The organism is Heyndrickxia sp. MSNUG (assembly GCF_049532715.1).
Lineage (GTDB): Bacteria > Bacillota > Bacilli > Bacillales > Cytobacillaceae > Mesobacillus.
In genome coordinates, this window is record NZ_CP150978.1 from 2721579 (window position 1) to 2745019 (window position 23441).

17 protein-coding genes are annotated in these 23441 nt (G+C 40.8%); 10 read left to right on the forward strand and 7 right to left on the reverse strand.

Annotation, left to right across the window (positions count from 1 at the left end; genetic code table 11):
* Positions 1 to 111: 111 nt before the first annotated feature.
* The 5 genes from AABM38_RS13650 to plsY all read right to left on the reverse strand — a co-directional run bounded on the left by AABM38_RS13650 (position 112) and on the right by plsY (position 4389).
* On the reverse strand, positions 112 to 405 hold the full coding sequence (locus tag AABM38_RS13650; RefSeq protein ID WP_423406926.1) for a HesB/YadR/YfhF family protein: 294 nt from the start codon (positions 403 to 405) through the stop codon (positions 112 to 114).
* Between the two features lie 99 nt (positions 406 to 504).
* A complete protein-coding gene (locus AABM38_RS13655) occupies positions 505 to 1674 on the reverse strand; it encodes a CapA family protein (protein WP_423406927.1) in 1170 nt (389 codons plus the stop codon).
* Between the two features lie 510 nt (positions 1675 to 2184).
* On the reverse strand, positions 2185 to 2370 hold the full coding sequence (locus AABM38_RS13660) for a hypothetical protein (RefSeq protein WP_423406928.1): 186 nt from the start codon (positions 2368 to 2370) through the stop codon (positions 2185 to 2187).
* Between the two features lie 131 nt (positions 2371 to 2501).
* Positions 2502 to 3488: an ATP-binding protein gene (locus AABM38_RS13665; RefSeq protein WP_423406929.1), complete on the reverse strand. Its 987-nt coding sequence runs from the start codon at positions 3486 to 3488 to the stop codon at positions 2502 to 2504.
* A gap of 316 nt (positions 3489 to 3804) precedes the next feature.
* Positions 3805 to 4389, reverse strand: a complete 585-nt coding sequence (gene plsY, locus AABM38_RS13670) for a glycerol-3-phosphate 1-O-acyltransferase PlsY (RefSeq protein ID WP_423406930.1) — start codon at positions 4387 to 4389, stop codon at positions 3805 to 3807.
* A gap of 193 nt (positions 4390 to 4582) precedes the next feature.
* On the opposite strand from plsY, the gene AABM38_RS13675 reads away from it, so the two are divergent.
* The 8 genes from AABM38_RS13675 (at position 4583) to helD (ending at position 16284) form a co-directional block, all read left to right on the forward strand.
* Positions 4583 to 6019: a phospholipase D family protein gene (locus tag AABM38_RS13675; protein ID WP_423406931.1), complete on the forward strand. Its 1437-nt coding sequence runs from the start codon at positions 4583 to 4585 to the stop codon at positions 6017 to 6019.
* Between the two features lie 150 nt (positions 6020 to 6169).
* Positions 6170 to 7903: a glycosyl hydrolase family 18 protein gene (locus AABM38_RS13680; protein ID WP_423406932.1), complete on the forward strand. Its 1734-nt coding sequence runs from the start codon at positions 6170 to 6172 to the stop codon at positions 7901 to 7903.
* Positions 7904 to 7924: 21 nt separating this feature from the next.
* Positions 7925 to 9220 carry a purine/pyrimidine permease gene (locus AABM38_RS13685; protein ID WP_423406933.1) on the forward strand — a complete coding sequence of 432 codons (1296 nt, stop codon included), beginning with the start codon at positions 7925 to 7927 and terminating at the stop codon, positions 9218 to 9220.
* 178 nt (positions 9221 to 9398) lie between these two features.
* Entirely contained in the window at positions 9399 to 9812 is a 414-nt protein-coding gene (locus AABM38_RS13690) for a CoA-binding protein (RefSeq protein WP_423406934.1), read from the forward strand.
* 103 nt (positions 9813 to 9915) lie between these two features.
* Positions 9916 to 11037 carry a sugar diacid recognition domain-containing protein gene (locus AABM38_RS13695; protein WP_423406935.1) on the forward strand — a complete coding sequence of 374 codons (1122 nt, stop codon included), beginning with the start codon at positions 9916 to 9918 and terminating at the stop codon, positions 11035 to 11037.
* A gap of 119 nt (positions 11038 to 11156) precedes the next feature.
* A complete protein-coding gene (locus AABM38_RS13700) occupies positions 11157 to 12425 on the forward strand; it encodes a GntP family permease (RefSeq protein ID WP_423406936.1) in 1269 nt (422 codons plus the stop codon).
* Positions 12426 to 12497: 72 nt separating this feature from the next.
* Positions 12498 to 13631, forward strand: coding sequence for a glycerate kinase (locus tag AABM38_RS13705; RefSeq protein WP_423406937.1), 1134 nt, complete (start codon positions 12498 to 12500; stop codon positions 13629 to 13631).
* A gap of 325 nt (positions 13632 to 13956) precedes the next feature.
* Entirely contained in the window at positions 13957 to 16284 is a 2328-nt protein-coding gene (helD, locus tag AABM38_RS13710; protein WP_423406938.1) for an RNA polymerase recycling motor HelD, read from the forward strand.
* 48 nt (positions 16285 to 16332) lie between these two features.
* Here the strand turns inward: helD and AABM38_RS13715 are convergent, their stop codons facing one another.
* Positions 16333 to 16620 (reverse strand): hypothetical protein, encoded by a 288-nt coding sequence (locus tag AABM38_RS13715; RefSeq protein ID WP_423406939.1) that lies wholly within the window; start codon positions 16618 to 16620, stop codon positions 16333 to 16335.
* Between the two features lie 204 nt (positions 16621 to 16824).
* The gene (locus AABM38_RS13720) at positions 16825 to 18240 is read right to left on the reverse strand and encodes a S8 family peptidase (RefSeq protein ID WP_423406940.1); all 1416 of its coding nucleotides are present in this window, start codon (positions 18238 to 18240) and stop codon (positions 16825 to 16827) included.
* A 560-nt stretch (positions 18241 to 18800) separates the two neighbouring features.
* On the opposite strand from AABM38_RS13720, the gene parE reads away from it, so the two are divergent.
* Positions 18801 to 20780 (forward strand): DNA topoisomerase IV subunit B, encoded by a 1980-nt coding sequence (parE, locus tag AABM38_RS13725; RefSeq protein WP_423406941.1) that lies wholly within the window; start codon positions 18801 to 18803, stop codon positions 20778 to 20780.
* Positions 20777 to 23218, forward strand: coding sequence for a DNA topoisomerase IV subunit A (gene parC / locus AABM38_RS13730; protein ID WP_423406942.1), 2442 nt, complete (start codon positions 20777 to 20779; stop codon positions 23216 to 23218). Before parE ends, parC begins: the two co-directional genes overlap by 4 nt.
* The last annotated feature ends 223 nt before the right edge of the window (positions 23219 to 23441 follow it).

Genomic DNA, 23441 nt, shown 5'->3' on the forward strand with positions numbered 1-23441 from the left:
ACCGAAGCGACTCGAGGGGCTAGGCGCTGGAGCTGGACATTTCTCGAAGTGGAATTTATACTTTCTTATCTTATAAATAATAAATGAAGGCAGGCGCATAATGCGGCTGCCTTAATCTTTTACAAACTTTAATTCTGGCTCCTGGCCGACTGGGTGTAGATCAACAATTAAGTCATGACCGTCGAAATACCAGATATCTTTTTCTTCAATATAATAAGTCACATCATTTTTCTCCGTTTTAATTCCGATGTTATCCGGTTCTTCCTTGGAGACGCCTAATGAAAAGCCTTTTTGAACTGTACTGAAACCGCCATACCTGACAAAGAATCGAAGGTACCCTCCGGCAGAAAGGTCCATCTCCTTCTCATACCAGGCTGCAGCATCATCTTTGATTGTAATTTTCATTTCGTTCACCTTCCTTTGCCGATAAAAGCATTATAACACAGGCGATGCCCAGCCCATCAATTAATGCTCTTTCGCATCATGGGCCAGGCACCTGCTATGTTATTTTTTTATGAAATGGTACATATGATTCATAATTTCTGTATATTTATTTTTTGCATCTGCCAATCCGAATTGTTCAGCTTCAATGAGGGGGACAACCTGATAGTGTCTCTGCCTGCTGCTTGATACAAAAGTAGGCATGAACTCAGGATTTCCCAAGACTATTTCCGTTTCTTCCGGTGTTACTTGCTTTGTTATTTCTATTGTGGCGAGCCCGCCGATATCTTTATAGTCCCACATCTGCCCGGATAGAAAATTGCCAAGGGAGTATACGACCAAAGCTTTTCTTCCATCGGCTGCTGTCAGCCAATCCATAGGCTGCAAAACATGCGGATGATGCCCAAAAATGATATCTACACCCGCATCAACGAGGAATTGGGCCAACTCTTTCTGCTCATCTGTTGGAAATCGCTGATATTCATTTCCCCAGTGAATACTCATAACCACGATATCCGATTGTTCTTTTGCGGTGCTGATCTCAAGCTTCATCATTTCTCTGTCTATCAGGTTCACCAAATAATCTTTGCCTAAAGGAACGGGAATCCCATTTGTTCCATAAGTGTAAGACAAATAGCAAACCTTGATTCCATTTTTAGTTAAAATTCGCAGCTTGTGCTGGTCTTCTGCATCCTTAAATGAACCAACATAGGGAAGTCCTGCAGCTTCCATGTGACTGATTGATTTCAGAACTCCTTTTTCAGATTTATCGAGTGCATGATTATTGGCATTTGAGACTATATCCACTCCTGCGTCAAGCAAGGCATCTCCTACCTGCACAGGGCTATTGAAGCTTGGATAGCTCGACAAGCCTAATTCAACTCCGCCCAGAATCGTTTCCTGGTTTGCAAGGAGCAGGTCAGGTTCAATAAGCTGGTTTTTTACATATCTAAATATCGGCTTAAAATCATAGCTGTTGTTTGAATAAGCATCTTCATATACAGTGTCGTGAATTAGAATATCGCCAATGGCTCCTAATTTCACTTTCTCAATATAGGATTTTCCAGAGACCTCAAAGCTCCTTTCACTATGCGCTTTTTGGCTTTTCACTTGCACATTTGGCTCTTTTGCTTCGACTTGTTGATACATTAGAAACATTAAACTTGTGGCTAATATCCCCAATCCTGCAAAAATAGATAATCCGAAAGCAGTTTTTCTATTCTTTTTTCTCATGACGCACTCCCCGGTAGAAAACTGAGGCATTTTTATTTTTTAGCCTCTATGGATAATATATTATAATTACAAGGCGAAATGTATAGATTAAAGGAGAATTTTCGCACTTTTGTCATAATTCGAGGACATTTGCGCTCAATATGCATCGAATTACAAATTTAAAGGAAGGTGAGATGCCCTTGTTTGAAATTACCGGGAGCGCGCTCCAAATTTTACAAAATGCGATTATAAAGGAAAGTGATGATGGAGAAAAGCTTTTTGTGAGGCTCACTATGGGAATCGGCTGAGGCGGCCCTCAGCTCAAGGTCGCTCTGGAAGAGCAGCCATTAACGAACGATAAAGTTTTCGATTTTAAAGACGTATCCATATTAATTCATGAACAGGATCATGTTTATTTCAATCAAACAAAACTGGATTATATTAGAGATGTATTCGGGATGGGGAAGTTTACTCTTATAAAAAAATAAACGCGGGTACCAAGCGAGGTATCCGCGTAATCCTGTTATTCGTTTACCAATCTGTTTGTTCCAAAAAATCCAATAGCTCATCCAGGTTGTTAATTCTAATCACTGAATCCTTCTTGTTCATATCTTGCAAATCAGTAATGAATTCCACCACGAAGTCATTTGGCGGCATTACCTCAGCAGTGGTTGTCGTGAATATATAATGGTCCGTAGACATAAGCACTTCTTCCATTCAAACCGCCTTCTTTCCAGGTTTTCTTACTTTCATTTTATCAATTATATTGATGGTCATTCCTCAATTAATTTGACAATATTTCGACTAATACAAAAAGGGATGGCATACATCTCCAAGTTCGTAAAAATTCAGATTGAAGGGAGTTCAAACGAAAACCTTGTTCGTCCAAGCTTAGAGCTTACTTTTAGCCTTCCCCCATGCTCTTCGATGATTTGCTTACAAATAACAAGTCCAATTCCCGTGCCATTTTCTTTTGTTGTATAGAATGGAGTAAAGAGTTTTTCTGCTCCCGTTTCTGCTAAGCCAGCTCCATTATCAATTACGCTGAATTTCGCAAATCCATTAAAATTCTTTACAGCTATCGCAATTTCACCGCGATCTACATCACTTTCCTCAATCGCTTCAAATGCGTTTTTCAGCAGATTTAAAGCCACCTGTTTTAGTTGTTTTTCATCTGCCCATACGAAAACTTCCACATCCGGAACCTTGACTGTCAACTCAATTTGCTTTAGCAATGCTTCACTTTTAAAAAGGCTGATGATTGCTTTTGTAAAAGAGTTTAAGGAAATTTTGTTTTTTCCCGAAGATCCAGGTTTGAAAATGGATAAAAATTCACTAAGCAAACCATTCGCACGATTAATTTCTTCTAAAGCAACATCGGCAAATTCAGATTTTCCTATTGTTTGCATTTCAGGCTTTAACAGCTGGATAAACCCCTTGATTGTTGTCAGCGGGTTTCTGATTTCATGTGCGAGTCCTGCTGCTAATTTGCTTGCAGAGGCAGCTTGATAATCATTTATCACTGCCTCGAATTTTCCATTCAGCTGCTTTAGCATCTGCTGTTTACTAAGAATTTCTTTATCCAGCCTGTCACACTCCTGTTCCAAACTAGACTTTCTTTCTTTTAAAGTAAAAAGGTCCAAGTGAGTTTGCTGAAAATATAAGGAACCGGAATATGTAAATGGTTTGCTTTGTTTGCTGTCTGTTCCTGTCTTTTTCGGTGCAGGCTTGTTGGTTAGGGAAGCAGGAGGATGGATTAACATTTCTTGTTTTGTGCTTTTAATTTCGTGCTTATTTTTCTCAGCAAGCCATAGGCTTCTATATGAATTTTGCATGATATCACTTCTCTTCTAAAAAATATTGGATCATAACTTTGTTAAAAGCCATCCTTGGGCAGAACATCAAAAATTCTATTCATTATTTTGTAGTTTACCTATTTTCGATATCTTTCGAATTTATATGACATTTATGTTTAGATTATACCAGCTTTTTAGATTTGTTTGTAATAAAGAACAAAAAAAATCTTATTAAGAACTTTTTTGTCACAAAACCAAAGGAGATTAACATCCATTTCTGGCCCAAACATGAAAGCACTAGACATTGTCCGCAAATAGAAAGCCGGCAAACCATATGGTTTGCCGGCTTTCTATTTTATAGCCATTTAATTTTTGGTTCTGTTTTATTGCGGATGCGGGTAATATTGGCCCGATGCCTATATATGACGAAAAATGCAAGAACGGCAACTACAATAATCAACGGAACATCCCTGGTAAAAAGGGCGTAAATAAAGGTTGCAATCGCAGTTAGCATAGAGGATAAGGACACATATTTTGTTATGTACAGACTTATAAAAAAGAATACGAGCATGAATAAAAATAATAACGGTGCATATGCAAGCAGAATACCACCTGAGGTTGCAACTGCCTTGCCACCGCGAAATCCTGCAAAAATTGGATACATATGGCCAATTACTGCGAAGACACCAACAGCTAGCATATGCATATCTGCTTCAAAAATAACTGGTAAGAATGCTGCCAGAGTTCCCTTTAATACATCAGCAATACTGACCGCAAGTCCAGCTTTTACCCCTAAAGTACGGAAAGTATTGGTTCCTCCTAAATTCCCGCTGCCATGTTCACGAATGTCTTTTCCAAAAAACAGCTTGCCTACAATTAAGCCGGATGGTATCGATCCAAGCAAATAAGCCAGGACAATAATAATTGCGTTTAATGCCATGAAATATTCTCCTTTAAAGATTTTAAGGTTCTTTTATTTTACCATGTTCTATTAAAAACTCCATGCAAATCTTTAATATAGACTGTTTTCGCCTTGATTGCTGCTATTTCAAAAAGCTATTGGTTGCTAAGTAAGTTTATAACTCACTTAAATAGTAAATAAGTATAGTATTAAAATTAAGGAGTACTATCATATGGGGATTGCTAAAAAATTATTTAAAAGCAAAAAGATGCTGATTCTGCTCATACTAGCATTGATTGTTGGAGTGACAGTCTACCATAATACACATAAGGAACTGCCCGAGGGACTTTCTTATGAAGGTAAAATCCATAACGTCAAGGATGTCCGGTTTTTATATGATTTAACCTACACAGGTCAAGATGGCGAAAAGAAATTCGAGCAGGAGATTTTTGATACTGTTCTAAAAAGAATCGGAGAAGCTGAGGAATTTATCGTTTTGGATATGTTCCTTTTTAATGATTACTACAAAAAGGATATGGGCTATCCAGAAATCAGTGAAAACATTAGTGAAAAATTGATTGCCCAAAAAAAGAAGCATAAGAATTTGAAAGTTGTCTTTATTACAGATGAAATCAATCTTACTTATGGATCCCATAAATCTGATACCTTGAAGGAATTGCGTGAAAATGATATTGAGGTCATCTTCACGAAACTAGATCCGTTACGTGATTCCAATCCATTGTACACCGGCATTTGGAGAGTATTCTTCCAATGGTTTGGCCAGTCAGGGGAAGGCTGGATTCCGAACCCGATGGCAAAGAACGCACCAGATGTAACTCTAAGGTCTTATCTTGAATTGCTGAACTTGAAAGCGAATCACCGAAAAGTCTTTGTAACGGAAAAAACAGCGATCGTTGCCTCTGCAAATCCACATGATGCCAGCGGATTTCACTCTAATATCGCATTTGAAACGAGCGGAAATGTCATCGGGGATATTTTAGAGTCAGAGCAGGCCGTGTCGGATTATTCAGGCGGGGGCAAACTCCCTGAGTTTTCAGCTGATGAGGAAACAGGGAAAATAAAGGTACAGGTTTTGACAGAAGGCAAGATATTCAAGCATCTTCTTGATGAGCTTAAGAAGACAAAAAAAGGCGAAAAAGTCTGGATCGGTATGTTCTATCTTGCCGAAAGGAATGTCATTGACGAAATTGATAAGGCTGCAGACCGCGGAGCTGAAATAAATATCATTCTTGATCCAAATACAAATGCTTTCGGCAACCAAAAGTCAGGTCTCCCAAATATACCAGTATCAGCGGAAATGCAAAAGCTGGGCAGCAAGAATATTCATATCAAATGGTATGATACCGGGGAAGAACAATACCATACAAAAATGATTTATTTTGACCGAAAGAATGAAGCAACTCTCCTTGGCGGCTCAGCCAATTTCACGAGTAGAAATCTCGATGATTTCAATTTGGAGACAAACCTAAAAGTTACCGCACCTGCTGGTAGCCAGGTGATTAAAGACGCAGATCGATATTTCAAGCGAATTTGGAATAATGAGGACGGCAAATTCACCCTTGAATACGAAGAAAAAGAAGACACGATGACTCCATTTAAATATATGATCTACTGGATTCAGAAAATCCTTAGATTTACAAGTTATTGATATTGCGGCTTCCTTTTTGAAAGCCTTTTTCAATTGGCTGCTAGTGAAGAAAATCAAATAGTCGACTTGTTATTAACTTTACCAATCATGTAAAAACCCCTTCTCATTTCCAGTTTCTTTCAGTACGATAGTTAATAGGGGGGGAATCGTATGGCAGAGCTTAAGACAAATGAATCAAAATATATATCAAAAAAAGTCATTTTAGCGGGTGTTATTTTTTCCGCTTTTTTAATAGCTTCAAGCATATACTTTTTGCTATATCCTTTTGCTTCTAAAGAAAAAGCGGAATACTTTAAAGGAGAGTATCCGATTATTTATAACGGTGAGCAAACTGGTAATGCTTTAATTCATCAAAATACAGTTTATGTTCCGCTTGATTTTCTGAAAAAACTTGATGAATCGATTGTATTTGATGGCAATTCCAACTCGGTGATTTTCACCACGGCCGACAAGGTAGTGCAGATGCCTACAGATTCACTTACGTATTTTATTAATGAAAAATCTGTAAAGCTCCAGATGACGCCTATCCATTCGAAAAATGGTAAGCTTTATGTGGCATTAGATCCGGTCATCAGCTATTATCCTCATAAATATAAAATCTTAAAAGAAACGAAAGCAATTCTTTTCCAAACAGATGGAGAGAAGATGAGGCAAGGTAAGGTTACAGGTGAAGATGTCCATCAAGAAGAGCTGCGATTACGTTCAGGTCCAGGTCTGGATTATCCCTATACAGCACAAACAGCAAATGGCGAAAGACTCTATATAGAATCTGAGAAAGATGATTACTATTTCGTCAGAAAGGACAACGGCGTGGCAGGTTATTTACATAAAGATTTTACCATTCCCGGTAAAACAGAGAAAATATCAGTTACAAGGAAAATTCCTCCTAAAAAGTTGCCTGATTTGGCAGGTCCCATCCATTTAACCTGGGAGGCTGTCTACTCCAAAAATCCGGACACGGAAAAAATACCTGAAATGCCAGGCGTGAATGTGGTTTCTCCAACGTGGTTTCATCTCAATGCAGCAGATGGTGAAATAAAAAGTTTAGCTTCTGCAGAATACAGCAAATGGGCAAGGGCAAAAGGTTTCCATGTATGGGGACTCTTCACAAATGCTTTTGATCCGGAAATGACACATGATGCTTTCAAGAATTTTGAAACGAGAAAGAAAATGATCCGACAGCTGCTCCACTACTGCAATATGTATGAGCTTCAAGGTATTAATTTGGATATTGAAAATGTCACCCCCGAAGATGGACCATTAGTGACTCAATTTGTCAGGGAAGCTTCACCCTATTTCCGTGAAGCGGGGCTCGTTTTGTCACTAGATGTAACCTTCCAGTCGGAGAGTGCGAATTGGTCCAAATTTTACGAAAGGGAGAAGCTGGCACAATCGGTCGATTATATAGCTGTTATGGCATATGATGAACATTGGGCAAGCTCACCAATTGCCGGAAGCGTTTCATCGTTGCCATGGGTAGAAAAAAATTTAGCAAACTTGCTAAAGGTTGTGCCTAAAGAAAAGTTGATCCTTGGTGTGCCATTGTATACCAGACTATGGTCAGAAAAGGAAGCAGAGGATGGCGCAATAGAAGTTAGTTCCAAAGCATTATCAATGGCAAAGGCTAAGGAATGGGTAAACGACAACAAGGTTGTTGTAAAATATGATCCTGAAAGCGGCCAAAATTACGCAGAACATTATGATCAAAAGGATAAAACGAATTTTAAAATATGGCTTGAAGATGATTTGTCCTTGAAAAAACGTACTGAGCTGGCTAAAAAATACGACTTAGCAGGTATCGCCACCTGGTCCCGTTTTTTTGCCGACAGTTCAGCATGGACAGCATTAACATTTGCCGATGAACAAAACGTAACAAAAAAATAATTGATAATGGAGACTATCAACATGAAAACTAGTCTTTCGGCAATCCAATGGATGGCTTTTATCATTGCAGGTTCAATCGTCGCACCCATCGCCATCGCGGATATATACCATTTGAATCCTGCCGAGACTACTGGAATGGTCCAGCGTACAATGTTTGTACTTGGGGTATCCGGTCTGCTTCAGGCTTTACTAGGGCATAGAATGCCCATCAATGAAGGGCCGGCGGGGCTTTGGTGGGGAGTTTTCACTATTTATGCAGGCTTAAGCACCACGCTGTTTTCTTCCAAAATTGAAACACTTCAGGCACTTGAAGGGGCGATGATCGTTAGCGGGCTTGTGTTTTTTCTATTAAGTCTATTCAAACTGATCGAAAAACTGGCTCAATTGTTCACGCCTGTCGTCAATGGTACATATTTGCTCCTGCTGATTATCCAGTTAAGCGGTTCTTTCATGAAAGGCATGATGGGACTGGGAGGCGATATGAATCAAATAGACCTTAGAGTCGCATCGTTCAGCCTTGTAATGGTGGCTTTAACTTTCTATTTATCCAGACATCGAATCAGGTGGGTAAGCCAGTATTCAATTCTGATTAGCCTTTCTGCCGGTTGGATGCTTTATTCATTACTTGGTTTAGGGGAAGGTTTACATTCTTATAAAGGCCCAGCATTTGATCTGCCTGAAATTTTCGCGTTCGGTAAGCCGGTATTTGACACTGGCTTGATGGTGACCTCAGTTTTTATCACCTTCTTGTTAATCACAAATATGCTTGCAAGCATCCGGGTTACCGGACAGGTCTTGAAAGAAAAAGGAAATGTTGAAGGAGAGCTGCGCTATCGTGCAAGTGGGTTTACCGCAGGAGTTAACCAAATTCTTGGAGGTGTGTTTTCGGCAATTGGTCCTGTTCCTATTTCAGGAGCAGCTGGTTTTATTGCTACGACCGGAATCACGAAGCTGCTTCCATTTGTGATCAGTTCTCTCTTGATCATTGCCGCAAGCCTTTTACCCGGTTCAATGTCATTCTTTGCTTCGCTGCCGGCACCAGTGGGGTATGCAGTAACTTTTGTCATTTTCGCAAATATGATTGCGATTGCTTTTTCCGAATTCGATCGTGAACCAGACAAAAATAGATCAAGACTTGTCATTGGAATCTCATTACTGGCAGGAGTGGGTGCTATGTTCGTCCCTGGTGAAGCCTTCCGTGATGTTCCGCCTGCACTTGTTTCGCTCCTGAACAATGGATTGATTCTTGGAACATTGATTGCTGTCATCACAGACCAATTTACCATGGGCAGAATGAAACCCAACAATAAAGCGTGAAGATGTAATAATTTGAAACGTTCTACCTTATTCGTTTAACGTTTTTTTTAGTGGATCGATGCAAGTATTTTCATTTATCGAAAGAAATTATAAGTAATAGGCAAGTTTATGTCACCTTTCAATATCTTAAGTTAAAATGAAATTGGGATAAAAATACATTCCTAGGAGTGAGTGGCACATGGCAATTGAGAATCCAAGCCGAAATGAAATCGGGAAAATCTTGAAAAAAGCGAAAACTATCGCAGTAGTCGGATTAAGTGATAATCCTCAGCGCACCTCATATATGGTGTCACAGGCAATGCAGGCATCAGGCTACGTAATCATCCCGGTAAATCCGACTGTTGATGAAGTTCTGGGAGTCAAGGCAGTGAAGTCTTTAAAGGACATTGAGGGCCACATCGACATCGTCAATATTTTCCGCCGTTCAGAATACCTTCCAGAACTTGCGAAGGAGTTTGCCGAAATCGATGCTGATGTTTTTTGGGCACAGCTTGGTGTGGAAAATGAAGAAGCTTATCGTTTTCTAAAGGAAAAAGTCTACACTGTCATCATGGACAGATGCATAAAAGTAGAACATGCAATGACTAGATAATTAGGAAGCGTGGGGATATATGTTCCCACGCTTTCCCTTTTGTTTAAGACAAAAATCCGCCATAATGGAAAGAAACATCTTCGTTTCAAGGCAGGGATTTTCTATGGAGTTTTTAAACAAGCAGCTCGCCCAGGAAATTGTCGATCGGACAATGAGCATCCTCGGCAGGAACATAAATGTGATGGATAACCGAGGAGTCATCATTGGCTCTGGCGATAAAAACCGGATTGACGATTTCCATGAGGGGGCAGTCATGGTGGTTGATAAGGGACAGGGCTACGCTATCAGCGATGAAGAGGCGGAAAAGTTGAATGGTGTTAAAGCGGGTATCAATCTTCCTATAACGTTCGAGGGGAAAATTGTTGGAGTCATCGGAATAACAGGACCACCTGATGAAATTATTAATTACGGCGAACTTGTGAGGATGGCCGCAGAGTTAAGCCTTCAGCAAGCTGTACTCATGAATGAAATCCAGTGGGACGAACGGTTGAGGGAAGAGCTAGTCAGCCAGATTATTCATTTTGAAGGCACATTTGATTCTCTTTTTCTTGAACGATCTAAACGTCTGGGAATCGACTTGCAGCTGCCAAGAACAGCGATGGTAATATTAACTTCCGATCGCAAAAAATCTTTTTCCTTTCTGAAAAGCAGGCTGGAAAAAGAAGATTTATATTTGATGCAGCACGACAGGATTGTCATTTTAAAGAAAATCCCTTCAGGAAACAATACAAATGAATTGGCTTATCTGAGAAAAATTGCTGAAGACTGGCATAATGGTATGAAAGAGTATTTAAAACTGGATGTAAAAATAGCGATTGGAGAATATCATGAAGGACTTTCTGGCACAGCGAAATCCTTTCTTCAGGCATCTAATACACTTATAGCAGGTCTAAAATTAGATGCTGATCAGCACATTTTCACTTATAAAGATTACTATCTACCTGTTTTTTTACTTGTAGCATCAAGGGATGGACTGACCGAGGATTTGGATCCACTCGTCGAGGTTTTATCAAAAAAGGACCCAAAAGGTGAACTAACGGATACATTACGAGTGTATATTGAAACGAATGGGGACATGAATGGCACCTCACAACAACTATACATCCATCGCAACACATTAAGGTACAGGCTGGATAAAATCACTGAAATCACTGGCAAGGATCCCCGAAAAACTGCAGATTTGCTACACTTATATATAGCTCTAGTAAATAAAGAGCTGAAATAATTGTGCTTTTGCACAAAAGACCTGTACTATTACAGGTCTTTTTTTGATCGTTTGTATAATGAAAAGCGATCAGATAGCGCTTACAATTATATTACAACAAGATACGAGGAGGAATTACATTGGATATACAAGTAAGCGCTTTCGGCGCGTTAGTAGCTCTTATTGTCGCAATTTTTCTTATTCTTAAAAAAGTATCGCCAGCTTACGGAATGATTGCAGGCGCCCTTATCGGTGGACTTGTGGGCGGAGTCGATGTCACGAATACCGTTACTTTAATGATGGAAGGTGCTAAAGGCATCATTCCGGCAGTTTTAAGAATTCTTGCTGCAGGTGTGCTTGCTGGTGTACTGATAGAATCAGGGGCAGCAGCCGTAATCGCAGAAACGATTGTTAAAAAAGTAGGAGAAACACGGGCATTGCTTGCACTTGCAATAGCAACTATGATCCTTACAACTGTTGGGGTATTCATCGATGTAGCGGTAATTACCGTATCACCCATCGCATTAGCGATTGCAAACAGAGCTGGCATCTCCAAAACAGCTATTTTGCTTGCCATGATCGGAGGCGGTAAAGCTGGCAATATCATGTCGCCAAATCCAAATGCAATTGCTGCAGCGGATGCTTTCCAAATACCATTAACTTCTGTTATGGCAGCTGGAATAATCCCCGCCATTTTCGGCCTAGCGGTCACATATATTTTAGCTAAGAAGCTAGTAGACAAGGGGTCAAATGTAACTGCACAGGAAAGTGAAACGCAGCACAGCGGAAAGCTCCCGCTCATTTTCCCGGCAATCGTCGCTCCGTTAGTCACGATCATCCTGCTTGCTCTTCGCCCGTTGTTTGATATCAATATCGACCCAATGATCGCCTTGCCAGTCGGAGGGATTGCAGGTGCTCTGGCTATGGGCCACATTAAAAAAATTAATGATTATGCTGTTTCAGGTTTAGGAAAAATGTCCGGTGTTGCCATCATGCTACTTGGGACAGGGACCCTTGCAGGAATTATCGCAAATTCCGGTTTGAAGGATGTTGTGATTAATAGTTTAGAAGCTTTAGGTCTGCCTGGTTATGTACTGGCTCCAGTTTCCGGTATCTTTATGTCAGCAGCAACAGCCTCTACAACCGCAGGCACGGCTGTAGCATCACAGGTATTCGGATCCACCATTCTTGAAATGGGTGTCACAGCACTAGCAGGTGCGGCAATGGTCCATGCTGGTGCAACTGTTCTTGATCACCTGCCACACGGAAGCTTCTTCCATGCAACAGGAGGCAGTGTAAATATGGAAATCAAAGAACGTCTAAAAGTAATTCCTTACGAAACGATAATTGGTTTAACTTTAGCGATCATGTCCACATTGATTTTTGGAATCTTTAAGTTTTTCGGATAGGACATTTTCACAATCTTATAGAGTTAGTCAATTTTGATAATCCGGTTCCAGCAATGAAAGGAGAAGCTGCGCATGAAAATCGTAATAGCACCTGATTCATTTAAAGAGAGCTTGACTGCACTTGAAGTGGCCCAGGCAATAGAAAAAGGGATGAAAAAGGTTCTTCCTCATGCTGATTTTATTAAAGTTCCCATGGCAGATGGAGGGGAAGGAACTGTCCAATCTCTAGTTGATGCAACAGGGGGGAGGATCATTTCAAAAACGGTCACAGGACCACTTGGAGAACCCGTCGAAGCATTTTTTGGACTATCTGGTGATGAAAAGACCGCAGTAATTGAAATGGCTGCCGCTTCTGGTCTGCATCTTGTTCCATCTGAAAAAAGAAATCCTTTAATCACCACTACAAGGGGTACAGGTGAATTAATAGCAGCCGCTCTTGATTTTGGAATCGAACGAATCATTATTGGAATTGGCGGCAGCGCTACAAATGATGGCGGATCCGGCATGGCAAAAGCTCTCGGCATTAAGCTTCTGGATTCTGAAGGAAACGAAATAGGTGATGGCGGTAGAGCACTTAGGGACATTGCCGCAATCGATATGTCCAATATAGATCCTCGCGTGGCATCTGTTTCGATCGAAGTTGCATGCGATGTCGATAACCCGCTTACTGGCCCAAAAGGCGCTTCGAGCATATTCGGACCTCAAAAAGGGGCTAACCCTGAAATGGTAAGACGTTTGGATGAAAACCTAATTCATTATGCTCAAATGATTCTCAGCGATGTGGGCAAGGATATCGAAAAGATTCCTGGCGCCGGTGCCGCCGGCGGTCTTGGAGGAGGCTTAATGGCTTTCCTGTCGGCAGAATTAAAAAGTGGCGTAGATATTGTTCTTGAAGCGACGGCACTTGAAGACAAGCTGAAGGATGCAGATTTTGTCCTTACCGGAGAAGGAAAGATTGATGGACAGACGATTTTTGGCAAAACACCAATAGGAGTTGCGAAAACAGCAAAAAAATACAATATTCCCGTGATCGCTATCGCAGGCAATGTAGGCTATGACAGTCATGTTGTCCATGAACATGGAATAGATGCCGTTTTTAGCATTGTACCTGGTATTATCCCACTGACCGACGCATTTGAAAATGCCAGTGTATATGTGGAAAGGCTGGCTTCAAATCTTGCATCTGTCATTAAATTAAGTAAATAACAAAAAAGCCGCAAGCTGTGTGAGCAGCATCGCGGCTTTTTTACGTTTAGTAAGGATTGTAAAAGGTTATTGTTGATTAACAAGCTCCATTGATTAATCGGAAATTAATAGTCCAGCTCAGTACAGTCAAAAAGAAAAATAAAAACACCTATAATTAAGGTGCATTTCGACAAAAAATGTATTTGAATTATGAATATGCACATAGTAAAATGAAAGGTGCTCTAACAGAAGCGCAAGTATATACACATAAAAACTCTATTATAACACTAACACAGATGAAAATGAATGTCAAGTATAAGGGCACGAATATTGGGAGTGGATTTTCATGGAAGAAAAGCAGCTGATAAACCTGGAAACTGAACAGAACCGTGTGGATTTTATCATAAAGGAGATCGATAAAAAAGCGGAAAAATGGAATGAAAGTTCTAGTGGTGTTGGCTCTGATGCTCTCCAGCTCAGAAAAACATTCTGGGAAGACGTCACTGTGAACTTTGATGAATCCGATGATGTCGAAGAAACATTCACCAGCATCAAACAGCAAGCAGCACTCCTTTCAGAGCGTGAACGTACACAATCCCAAATGATCAAGCAGCTGAAAACTTTATCCCGTCTTAGATTTTCCCCCTATTTTGGCAGGGTTGACTTTAAGGAAAAGGGTGAGAGCCAGACAGAGAAAATATACCTTGGAATCGCTTCGCTAATGGATGAAAAAGAAGAGAACTTCCTTATCTATGACTGGCGTGCACCGATTTCTGGGCTGTATTATGATTACTCCCCAGGACCAGCTAACTATAAAACTGATATTGAAACGATCGAAGGAACAATGGAGCTTAAACGCCAGTTTGTCATCAAGGCAGGAAAAATTAAGGCAATGTTTGAAACTGGTGTAACAATCGGTGACGAGATGCTCCAGGAAGTATTAGGCAACAATGCTGACACACAAATGAAGACTATTGTAGCGACAATCCAGAAGGAACAAAACCAGATTATCCGAAATGACTCCAGCAGCCTTGTTGTAGTCCAGGGGGTTGCAGGAAGCGGAAAGACCTCCGCGGCCATGCAGCGGGTAGCATACCTTTTATATAGATACAGGAATATTATAAAGTCAGAAAACATCATGCTTTTCTCCCCAAATCCGTTATTCAATAGCTACGTAGCCACAGTACTGCCTGAGCTTGGGGAAGAAAATATGCAGCAGGCCACTTTCCAGGAGTACCTGGCTACTAGATTCGGAAGTGACTATACACTTGAGGATCCTTTTGAACAAATGGAGTTTTTATTAGAAGCGGAAAAAGATGAATCATTTTTCGTACGTAAAGACAGCATCCGTTTTAAATCCAGCATGGATTTTAAATTCCTTTTAGACAGATATGCTGAAAAAATATCAACGGAAATACTCCCCTTTAAAAACATAGGTTTTAAAAAGCGGATTATTATTTCTAAACAGGACATCGCTGCCTTTTACGAATCCATTGACAAAACTATTTCGTTACCAAACAGGGTCCAGCTCGTTAAAGAGTGGCTTATCAAGGAATTGAAAAAGAAATCCAAAATTGAACAAAAACAAGAATGGGTAGAAAGAGAGATTCAATTTCTTGAAAAGGAGGATTATCTCGAAGCTTTTAAACAAAGCCAGCAAAAACAGGGTGCAGCAGATGATACCTTCAATGATTACGATCGTGAACAAAAATGGTTAACGGAAATGGTTGTAAAAAAACGTTTTAAGCCGCTGTTTAACTCTGTTAAAAAACTTAGGTTTGTTGATACAAGAACCATTTTTATTGATTTTTTTAAACATGGTCACGCACAAAATGAAGTTCTTCCAGATGAATGGGAAAAATCATGTGCTATTACAATCAGCAATTTAGAAAAACGTTTCATTGCTTATGAGGATGCAACTCCATTCTTATATTTGCAGGACTTAGTGGAAGGCAGAAAGTCAAATACATCGATTCGCCATGTATTCATCGATGAAGCACAGGATTATACACCATTCCAATTTGCCTACATCAAAATGATGTTCCCATACAGCAAAATGACACTGCTTGGTGATATTAACCAGGCAATCTATTCAGGACCTACAGGAGCTCCAACCATTTTAGCGGAATCTGAACTCGATTTTGGAGAAAAAGAAACCTATCGATTGACAAAGACATATCGTTCGACGAGACAAATTGTTGAATTCACTCGCCAGTTGATTGATGGAGGAGAATTAATTGAACCATTTAACAGAACTGGCCCTAAACCAGTGATTGTCCAAATTGAGGACATGAATGATCAAGTAACCAAAGCAAGTAAATTAATTGAGAAGATGCAAGAAGCGGGGCACAAAAATATTGCAATCATCTGCAAGACTGCAAAGGAAAGCAAATCAGCCTTTGAAGCAATCAAACAAAGGCATGATGCCAGACTGATTGAAAAAGGTACATTAACATTTGAATCAGGCATTAATGTTGTACCAGCCTATCTTGCTAAAGGTATAGAATTCGATGCTGTCGTGATCTTTGATGTTTCTGAATATCAAAGAGAAGAAGAGAGGAAATTGCTGTATACCGCCTGTACGAGGGCCATGCATGAGCTGTTCGTTCTTTCAGCAGGGTTTAGGAGTCCATTGCTAGACAGAGTGAATAAAGAAACATATGTCATACAATAATATCCATGTAAATTTTTTATTGATTGTATCCTCATTTTAAAAACTTGTTTAAAACGTTAAAAGCTCATCCGTCCTGGATGAGCTTTTTTTGTTGACCAGGGAATTATAAAATTTTTCAGGTGTGGATAACTCAAGCCGGATTTGCTTATTCCAGCCCCCGCGCCTAGCCCCTCGAGTCGCTTGTCCAGTGTCGCCTCCTAGAAACTCCGAAACTTCAACTCCGCCGGCAGAAGCAAAAAACGCTTCTTTGTCGGAGTCTCCAGTTTCTGCGTTTCTGGGCAGTCGGCTATACATTTCGATTTCGGTCCGCCCAATGAAGTCAAAGAACGACTTCACTGGTCGGCCCTTCGACAGACACGATGTCTTAGTGCCGACGTTGCCACAGGACGTGGCGGGTTTAGTCGGCCAGCGCTTGTCGGGGCTGACCAAGGCGCTTGCGCTTTTTGTTCCTTAACAAAAGCTGCCATATGTTTGATTTTCGGGATACCTAGGTGCTCATTTCTACAGTTCCTTTTATCAACAGCTTTTTGAAAAAACCTTTTATCTAAACAATTGAAAAATACTGCCTCGATATTTTTCGGTTTCCACTTTATTTGTTCTTGCTTGCTGCAATGCAGAATTGACATCAATCAACCCATTGCCAAAATCAATATCTTTACCCTTTTCGCCTAGATCGATTGCTGAGTTTATTATGATATTGATCACCTGAGTATTCGTTAATTCAGGATTTGCTGACTTAATTAAAGCGGCAAGGCCTGCTACATGCGGTGCGGCCATTGAGGTACCGGACAAGGAAGCATATTGCTTATTAAAATAGGTGCTGGGAATATAGACACCTGGAGCAGCAATATCAATGTACTCACCATAATTCGAAAAGCTGGCCCTTTTTCCGTCATAATCGACAGCCGCGACGCTCAGCACCTCAGGATAAGCTGACGGATAGGTTGGCTGATCTGAGCCGTCATTACCCGCTGCTGATACCATCACAACATTTTTTGAATAAGCATATCGTACAGCTTCTTCCAGCACTTGTGAGGGCTGGTAATTTCCCAGGCTGAGGTTGATGACATCTGCTCCATTGTCGACAGCCCAAACTATGCCTCTTGCAATATCAAACGTCGTACCATATCCTTTTGCTCCCATTGCTTTTACAGGCATTATTTTATTGAACCACGTTATGCCTGCAACACCCTCATTGTTGTTTGTCTCTGATGCAATGATTCCAGCCACATGTGTCCCATGTCCATTATCATCATCCGGCTCATTATTTTCATTCAGTACGTTATATCCTTTTACAATCCTGTTTTTCAGTTCCGGATGATCAAGATCCACCCCAGTATCAACAATTGCGATATTGATCTCTTTTGATCCGCGCGTAATATCCCACCCTTGTTCAGTTCCAATTACAGGTAAGTTCCACTGATAATTTTCCTGATAAAGCAGATCGTTAGGCAAATTAACTTGATTTTGCATCAAAATAAAATTAGGCTCGACATATTCTACATTCGTTCCCTCTTTAAAATAATCAACCATTTCAGGTGTTTCCATCACCGTCGACCTAAAAATATAGATCGAATCGAAATGCTTATTTACTACCCAGCCTTTAATGTCACGGGTAATTTGGTCAATCTCATCAGCACTTGGTTCATTTAAAAAATCGACCGTCACCTCGTGATCATAGTAATGGCTTGTATCTTTTTGGTTATGATGAATTCTCGTAACCTCTTGCTGTGTGTCCAACTGCTTCTTTATTCCTTCTCCCATTTGAACATTATTGATTTCAACCATATGTTGGCGGCCAGCCCCTGTTTTAATCATCATCCGCTGGCCTTCTGATTGGACAGAAGCCCCATTATGATCGGCTTTGATATCATCTCGCCTGAAGATTCCGCCGGCTGTAAGTGCTAAAAACAAAATCAAAGTTGCACCCAGGACAAATACCTTGGTACTTCTCATATATATGACCTCCGTAAAAAAGAGAATTTGTTCTTATGTTGCTGTACGATTGCTGATATTAATGGCGGGAATCACTGGGAGTTATTTTTTTCAGCCGTCTATCATTACGTGTTGGCGCTTATAAAGAAATGGATTGAATAGGCGGAATCAAGGAGCTGAATCACGATATTGCATGATTGGCGTTCTTATTCATTTTGCAACTATCAACGAAGACTTCTTTCAAAATTGTTATAGAATAGATTGTGCTGTAACCACAAAGTTTATGAAGAGGTGCCGATAAATCCATAAAAGATCTTATTCAAGTGTCCATTTATTTGATTTTTTATGACAAAATTCCATTTAATTCTTTAAATCCGTTTGCCAAATCCTAATTAATCGCTACAATTAAGCATAGACGCCATTCTTATGGTAAAATAAATATAGAGAACGAGTGTTCTCACATGTGATCTGGAGCACTTTTTAACACCTTACTATCTACAAAGACGAATACTTAATTAATTCATTGACACTATACATAAAAACCGTCAATGTTGTTTGCAAGAAATGAAAGGGGTATGTTTGTGGCAAGAAATCAGCAAGCTTTTGATTATAATGATGATGCCATACAGGTACTAGAAGGCTTGGAAGCCGTCCGGAAAAGGCCTGGTATGTATATTGGCAGTACAGATACACGAGGGCTTCACCATCTCGTTTACGAAATAGTTGATAACTCTGTTGACGAAGCACTTGGCGGCTACGGAAATCAAATTATCGTTAAAATTCATAAAGATAATTCTATAAGTGTCCAGGATAAAGGACGCGGGATGCCTACAGGAATGCATAAGCTTGGCAAGCCGACACCGGAAGTCATTCTTACCATATTGCATGCAGGCGGTAAATTTGGACAAGGCGGATATAAAACGAGCGGCGGCTTACACGGTGTAGGTGCTTCTGTCGTAAACGCGCTTTCAGAATGGCTCGTCGTCACCATTAAACGTGATGGATTTGTTTATGAACAGCGTTTTGAGAATGGCGGAAAACCAGTAACCACTCTTGAAAAAATAGGAAAGACAAACCAGACAGGTACAACGATTCACTTTAAGCCAGATCCAGAAATCTTTTCGACACTGACATATAACTATGACACTTTATGCGAGCGTCTTCGTGAATCAGCTTTCTTATTGAAAGGGTTAAAAATAGAAATTATTGACGAACGTCATGATGCCAAGGATGTTTTCCACTATGAAACAGGAATCCAGGCATTTGTTCAATATTTGAATGAAGAAAAGGATGTTCTTCATCCGGTAGTCAGTTTCGAAGGTGAATATAGCAAGATTGAGGTTGAGTTTGCATTCCAGTTTAACGATGGATACTCCGAAAATGTTCTTTCGTTTGTCAATAATGTCAGGACGAAGGATGGAGGCACTCACGAAGCGGGTGCAAAGACAGCAATGACCAGGGTATTCAACGAGTATGCCCGCAAAGTCGGACTGCTGAAGGAAAAGGATAAAAACCTGGAAGGCGCTGATATTCGTGAAGGTTTGGCCGGGATTGTATCAGTTCGCATTCCTGAAGAGCTCCTTCAATTTGAGGGCCAGACGAAAGGAAAACTTGGTACAAGTGAAGCCAGATCAGCAGTTGACTCTGTTGTTTCCGAACACCTTTTATATTTTCTTGAAGAGAATCCGGATATCAGTACGTTGCTGATCCGTAAATCAATCAAAGCATTCCAGGCACGTGAAGCAGCACGTAAAGCGCGTGAGGATGCACGCAGCGGAAAGAAAAAGAAACGCTCCGATGCAATGCTTTCTGGAAAGCTGACACCTGCCCAGTCTAAAAATCCAGCAAAAAATGAACTTTATCTTGTAGAGGGAGATTCTGCAGGCGGTTCCGCGAAGCAGGGACGGGATCGGAAGTTCCAGGCAGTACTGCCTTTGCGAGGCAAGGTTATTAATACTGAAAAGGCCAAGCTGCAGGATATATTCAAGAACGAGGAAATCAATACAATCATCCATGCAATCGGTGGCGGAGTTGGTACCGACTTTAATGTAGATGATATCAATTACGATAAAATCATCATCATGACAGATGCTGATACAGATGGAGCCCATATTCAGGTTCTGCTTTTGACATTCTTTTATCGATATATGAAGCCGCTTATTGAGGCTGGAAAAGTATTCATCGCACTTCCACCGCTATACAAGGTAAGCAAAGGTACTGGCAAGAAAGAAATCATAGAGTACGCATGGAGCGATGATGAGCTTCAGGGAGCGATGAAAAAGGTCGGAAAAGGCTACATGATCCAGCGCTACAAGGGACTTGGTGAAATGAATGCCGACCAGCTGTGGGAAACGACGATGGATCCAGAATCCCGCACATTGATTCGCGTGCGAATCGATGATGTAGCACGAGCTGAACGAAGGGTAACAACTCTGATGGGTGACAAGGTTGAACCTCGTAGAAAATGGATTGAATCTAATGTCGCATTCGGTCTTGAAGAAGACGGCAATATACTTGAAAATGAAAATATTTCAGTTGCAGAGGAGGTTGCTGGCGAATGAGTTCAGCAGAAAAGTTCCGTGACCTTCCTTTAGAAGATGTATTAGGCGATCGTTTTGGCCGTTACAGTAAATATATAATTCAGGAACGTGCACTTCCTGACGCAAGGGATGGACTAAAGCCTGTACAGCGCAGGATATTGTATGCCATGCACGTAGAAGGCAACACGAGCGAAAAAGGGTTCAGGAAATCCGCAAAGACCGTCGGTAACGTTATCGGTAATTACCATCCACATGGTGATACCTCCGTTTATGACGCAATGGTGCGGATGAGCCAGGACTGGAAAGTACGTAATTATTTAGTTGATATGCATGGAAATAACGGGAGCATTGACGGTGATCCTCCTGCCGCGATGCGTTATACAGAGGCAAGATTATCAGCAATTGCGGGCGAATTATTAAGGGACATTGAAAAGCGGACAGTGGAATTCATTCCAAACTTTGATGATACTTCCAATGAACCTACAGTACTCCCTGCCATGTTCCCGAACCTTCTTGTTAATGGTTCAACAGGTATTTCTGCTGGTTACGCAACCGATATACCACCTCATAATCTTGCTGAGGTAATCGATGGAGTGTTCATGCGAATGGACAACCCAGCCTGCACGATCGATGACCTCATGCAGGTTATTAAAGGGCCTGATTTTCCAACTGGGGGAATCATTCAGGGTGTAGAGGGAATCAAGAAGGCCTATCAGACGGGCAAGGGGAAAGTCATTGTACGCGGAAAGGCTGAAATCGAAGAAGTCAGAGGCGGAAAGCAGCAAATTGTCATCACTGAAATTCCATATGAAATTAACAAAGCGAACTTGGTCAAGAGGATTGATGAATTCCGTCTCGACCGAAAAGTAGAGGGTATTTCAGAGGTCCGTGATGAGACTGACCGAACTGGCCTTCGTGTTGTCATCGAGCTTAAAAAAGAAGCAGATGCAAGCGGAGTCTTAAACTACCTATATAAGAATAGCGATTTGCAAATAACCTACAACTTCAATATGGTTGCGATTAACAAGAAGAGACCTGTCTTAATGGGCCTTGCTGAACTCCTTGATGCATATATCGACCATCAAAAGGATGTCGTAACGAAGCGTTCACAGTACGACCTTCAAAAAGCAAGAGAGCGCCAGCATATCGTGGAAGGCCTCATGAAAGCTCTTTCCATCCTCGATGAAGTGATTGCTACGATTCGCGCTTCGAAGGATAAGCGTGATGCAAAGGATAACTTAATCAAAAAATTCGCTTTTACTGAAGTTCAGGCTGAGGCCATTGTTTCCTTGCAGCTATATCGATTAACAAATACGGATATAACAGCACTTCAGGCTGAATCAGAGGAGCTTGCCAAGAAAGTAGAAGAACTTTCTGCCATTCTTGCAAGTGAGAAAAAGCTTTTAGCAGTCATCAAAAAAGAATTAAAAGACGTGAAAAAACGATTCGCAGATGACCGCCGCACAAAAATAGAAGCAGAAATCGAAGAACTCAAAATTAACCTTGAAGTACTAATTGCCAGCGAGGATGTAATCGTAACGGTAACCAATGACGGATACGTGAAACGGACAAGCCAGCGTTCTTACGCAGCTTCCAATGGCATGGACTTTGCAATGAAGGACACTGACAGATTAATGTCACAGTTGAACATGAATACGAAGGATGTCTTGCTGTTATTTACCAATAAGGGCAGCTATCTATATTTGCCTGTCCATGAGCTGCCTGATATTCGCTGGAAGGATCTTGGCCAGCATGTAGCCAATATTGTTCCGATCGACAGGGATGAAGAAATCATCAAGGCTATGCCAATCAGTAACTTTGACCAAAATCTATTCCTAGTGTTTATCACTAAGAATGGTATGGTTAAAAAATCTGAATTAAGTTTGTATAAAGCACAACGTTACTCAAAGCCTTTAACTGCGATCAATGTGAAAGGTGATGACCGTGTTGTTGATATACACATCACGGATGGAACGAAAGAATTATTCCTAGCTTCATATCTTGGTTATGCCCTTTGGTTCAATGAAGAAGAGGTTAGCCCAATCGGTGTTAGAGCTGCTGGGGTGAAAGGAATGAATCTTAAGGATGGCGACTATGTTGTTGGCGGTAAAGTGATTGATGGTGGCCAAAGCCAGTCAATCGTTGTTGCTACACAGCGTGGAGCAGTGAAAAAGATGAAACTCTCTGAATTCGAAAAAAGCTCTCGCGCAAAACGCGGAGTGGTGATGTTAAGAGAATTGAAATCAAATCCGCATCGAATTATCGGTGTAGAAGCTGTCCGAGACCAGGATGAAATTTTCTTCCAAACGGAGAAACAGCATATTGTATCAGTAAAAGCTGGTGAACTTCGCTTTAATGACCGCTATACGAACGGTTCATTCCTAGTGGATGAAAGTGAAACCGGAAAGCTAAACGAGCTCTGGAAAGTCGAAAGTGAGCTGCCAGCAGATAATCAATAATTTTTCTTTTAGACACAGGTTAATCCTGTGTCTTTTTTGTTGGCTGTCTTCTGTTTATACTCTTGTTTAGAAAGCAGCAAAAAGATTACGAAAAGAGCCTTATTGTTGGATATTTTTATATACAGTGACAGTCTTGCATCCCGCGGAGGAATCGGTAACAAACAATTTGGTTTGAAACCCTTTGTTATTTCCGAGGGTTTTATGCATTTTTTTACCATTAATG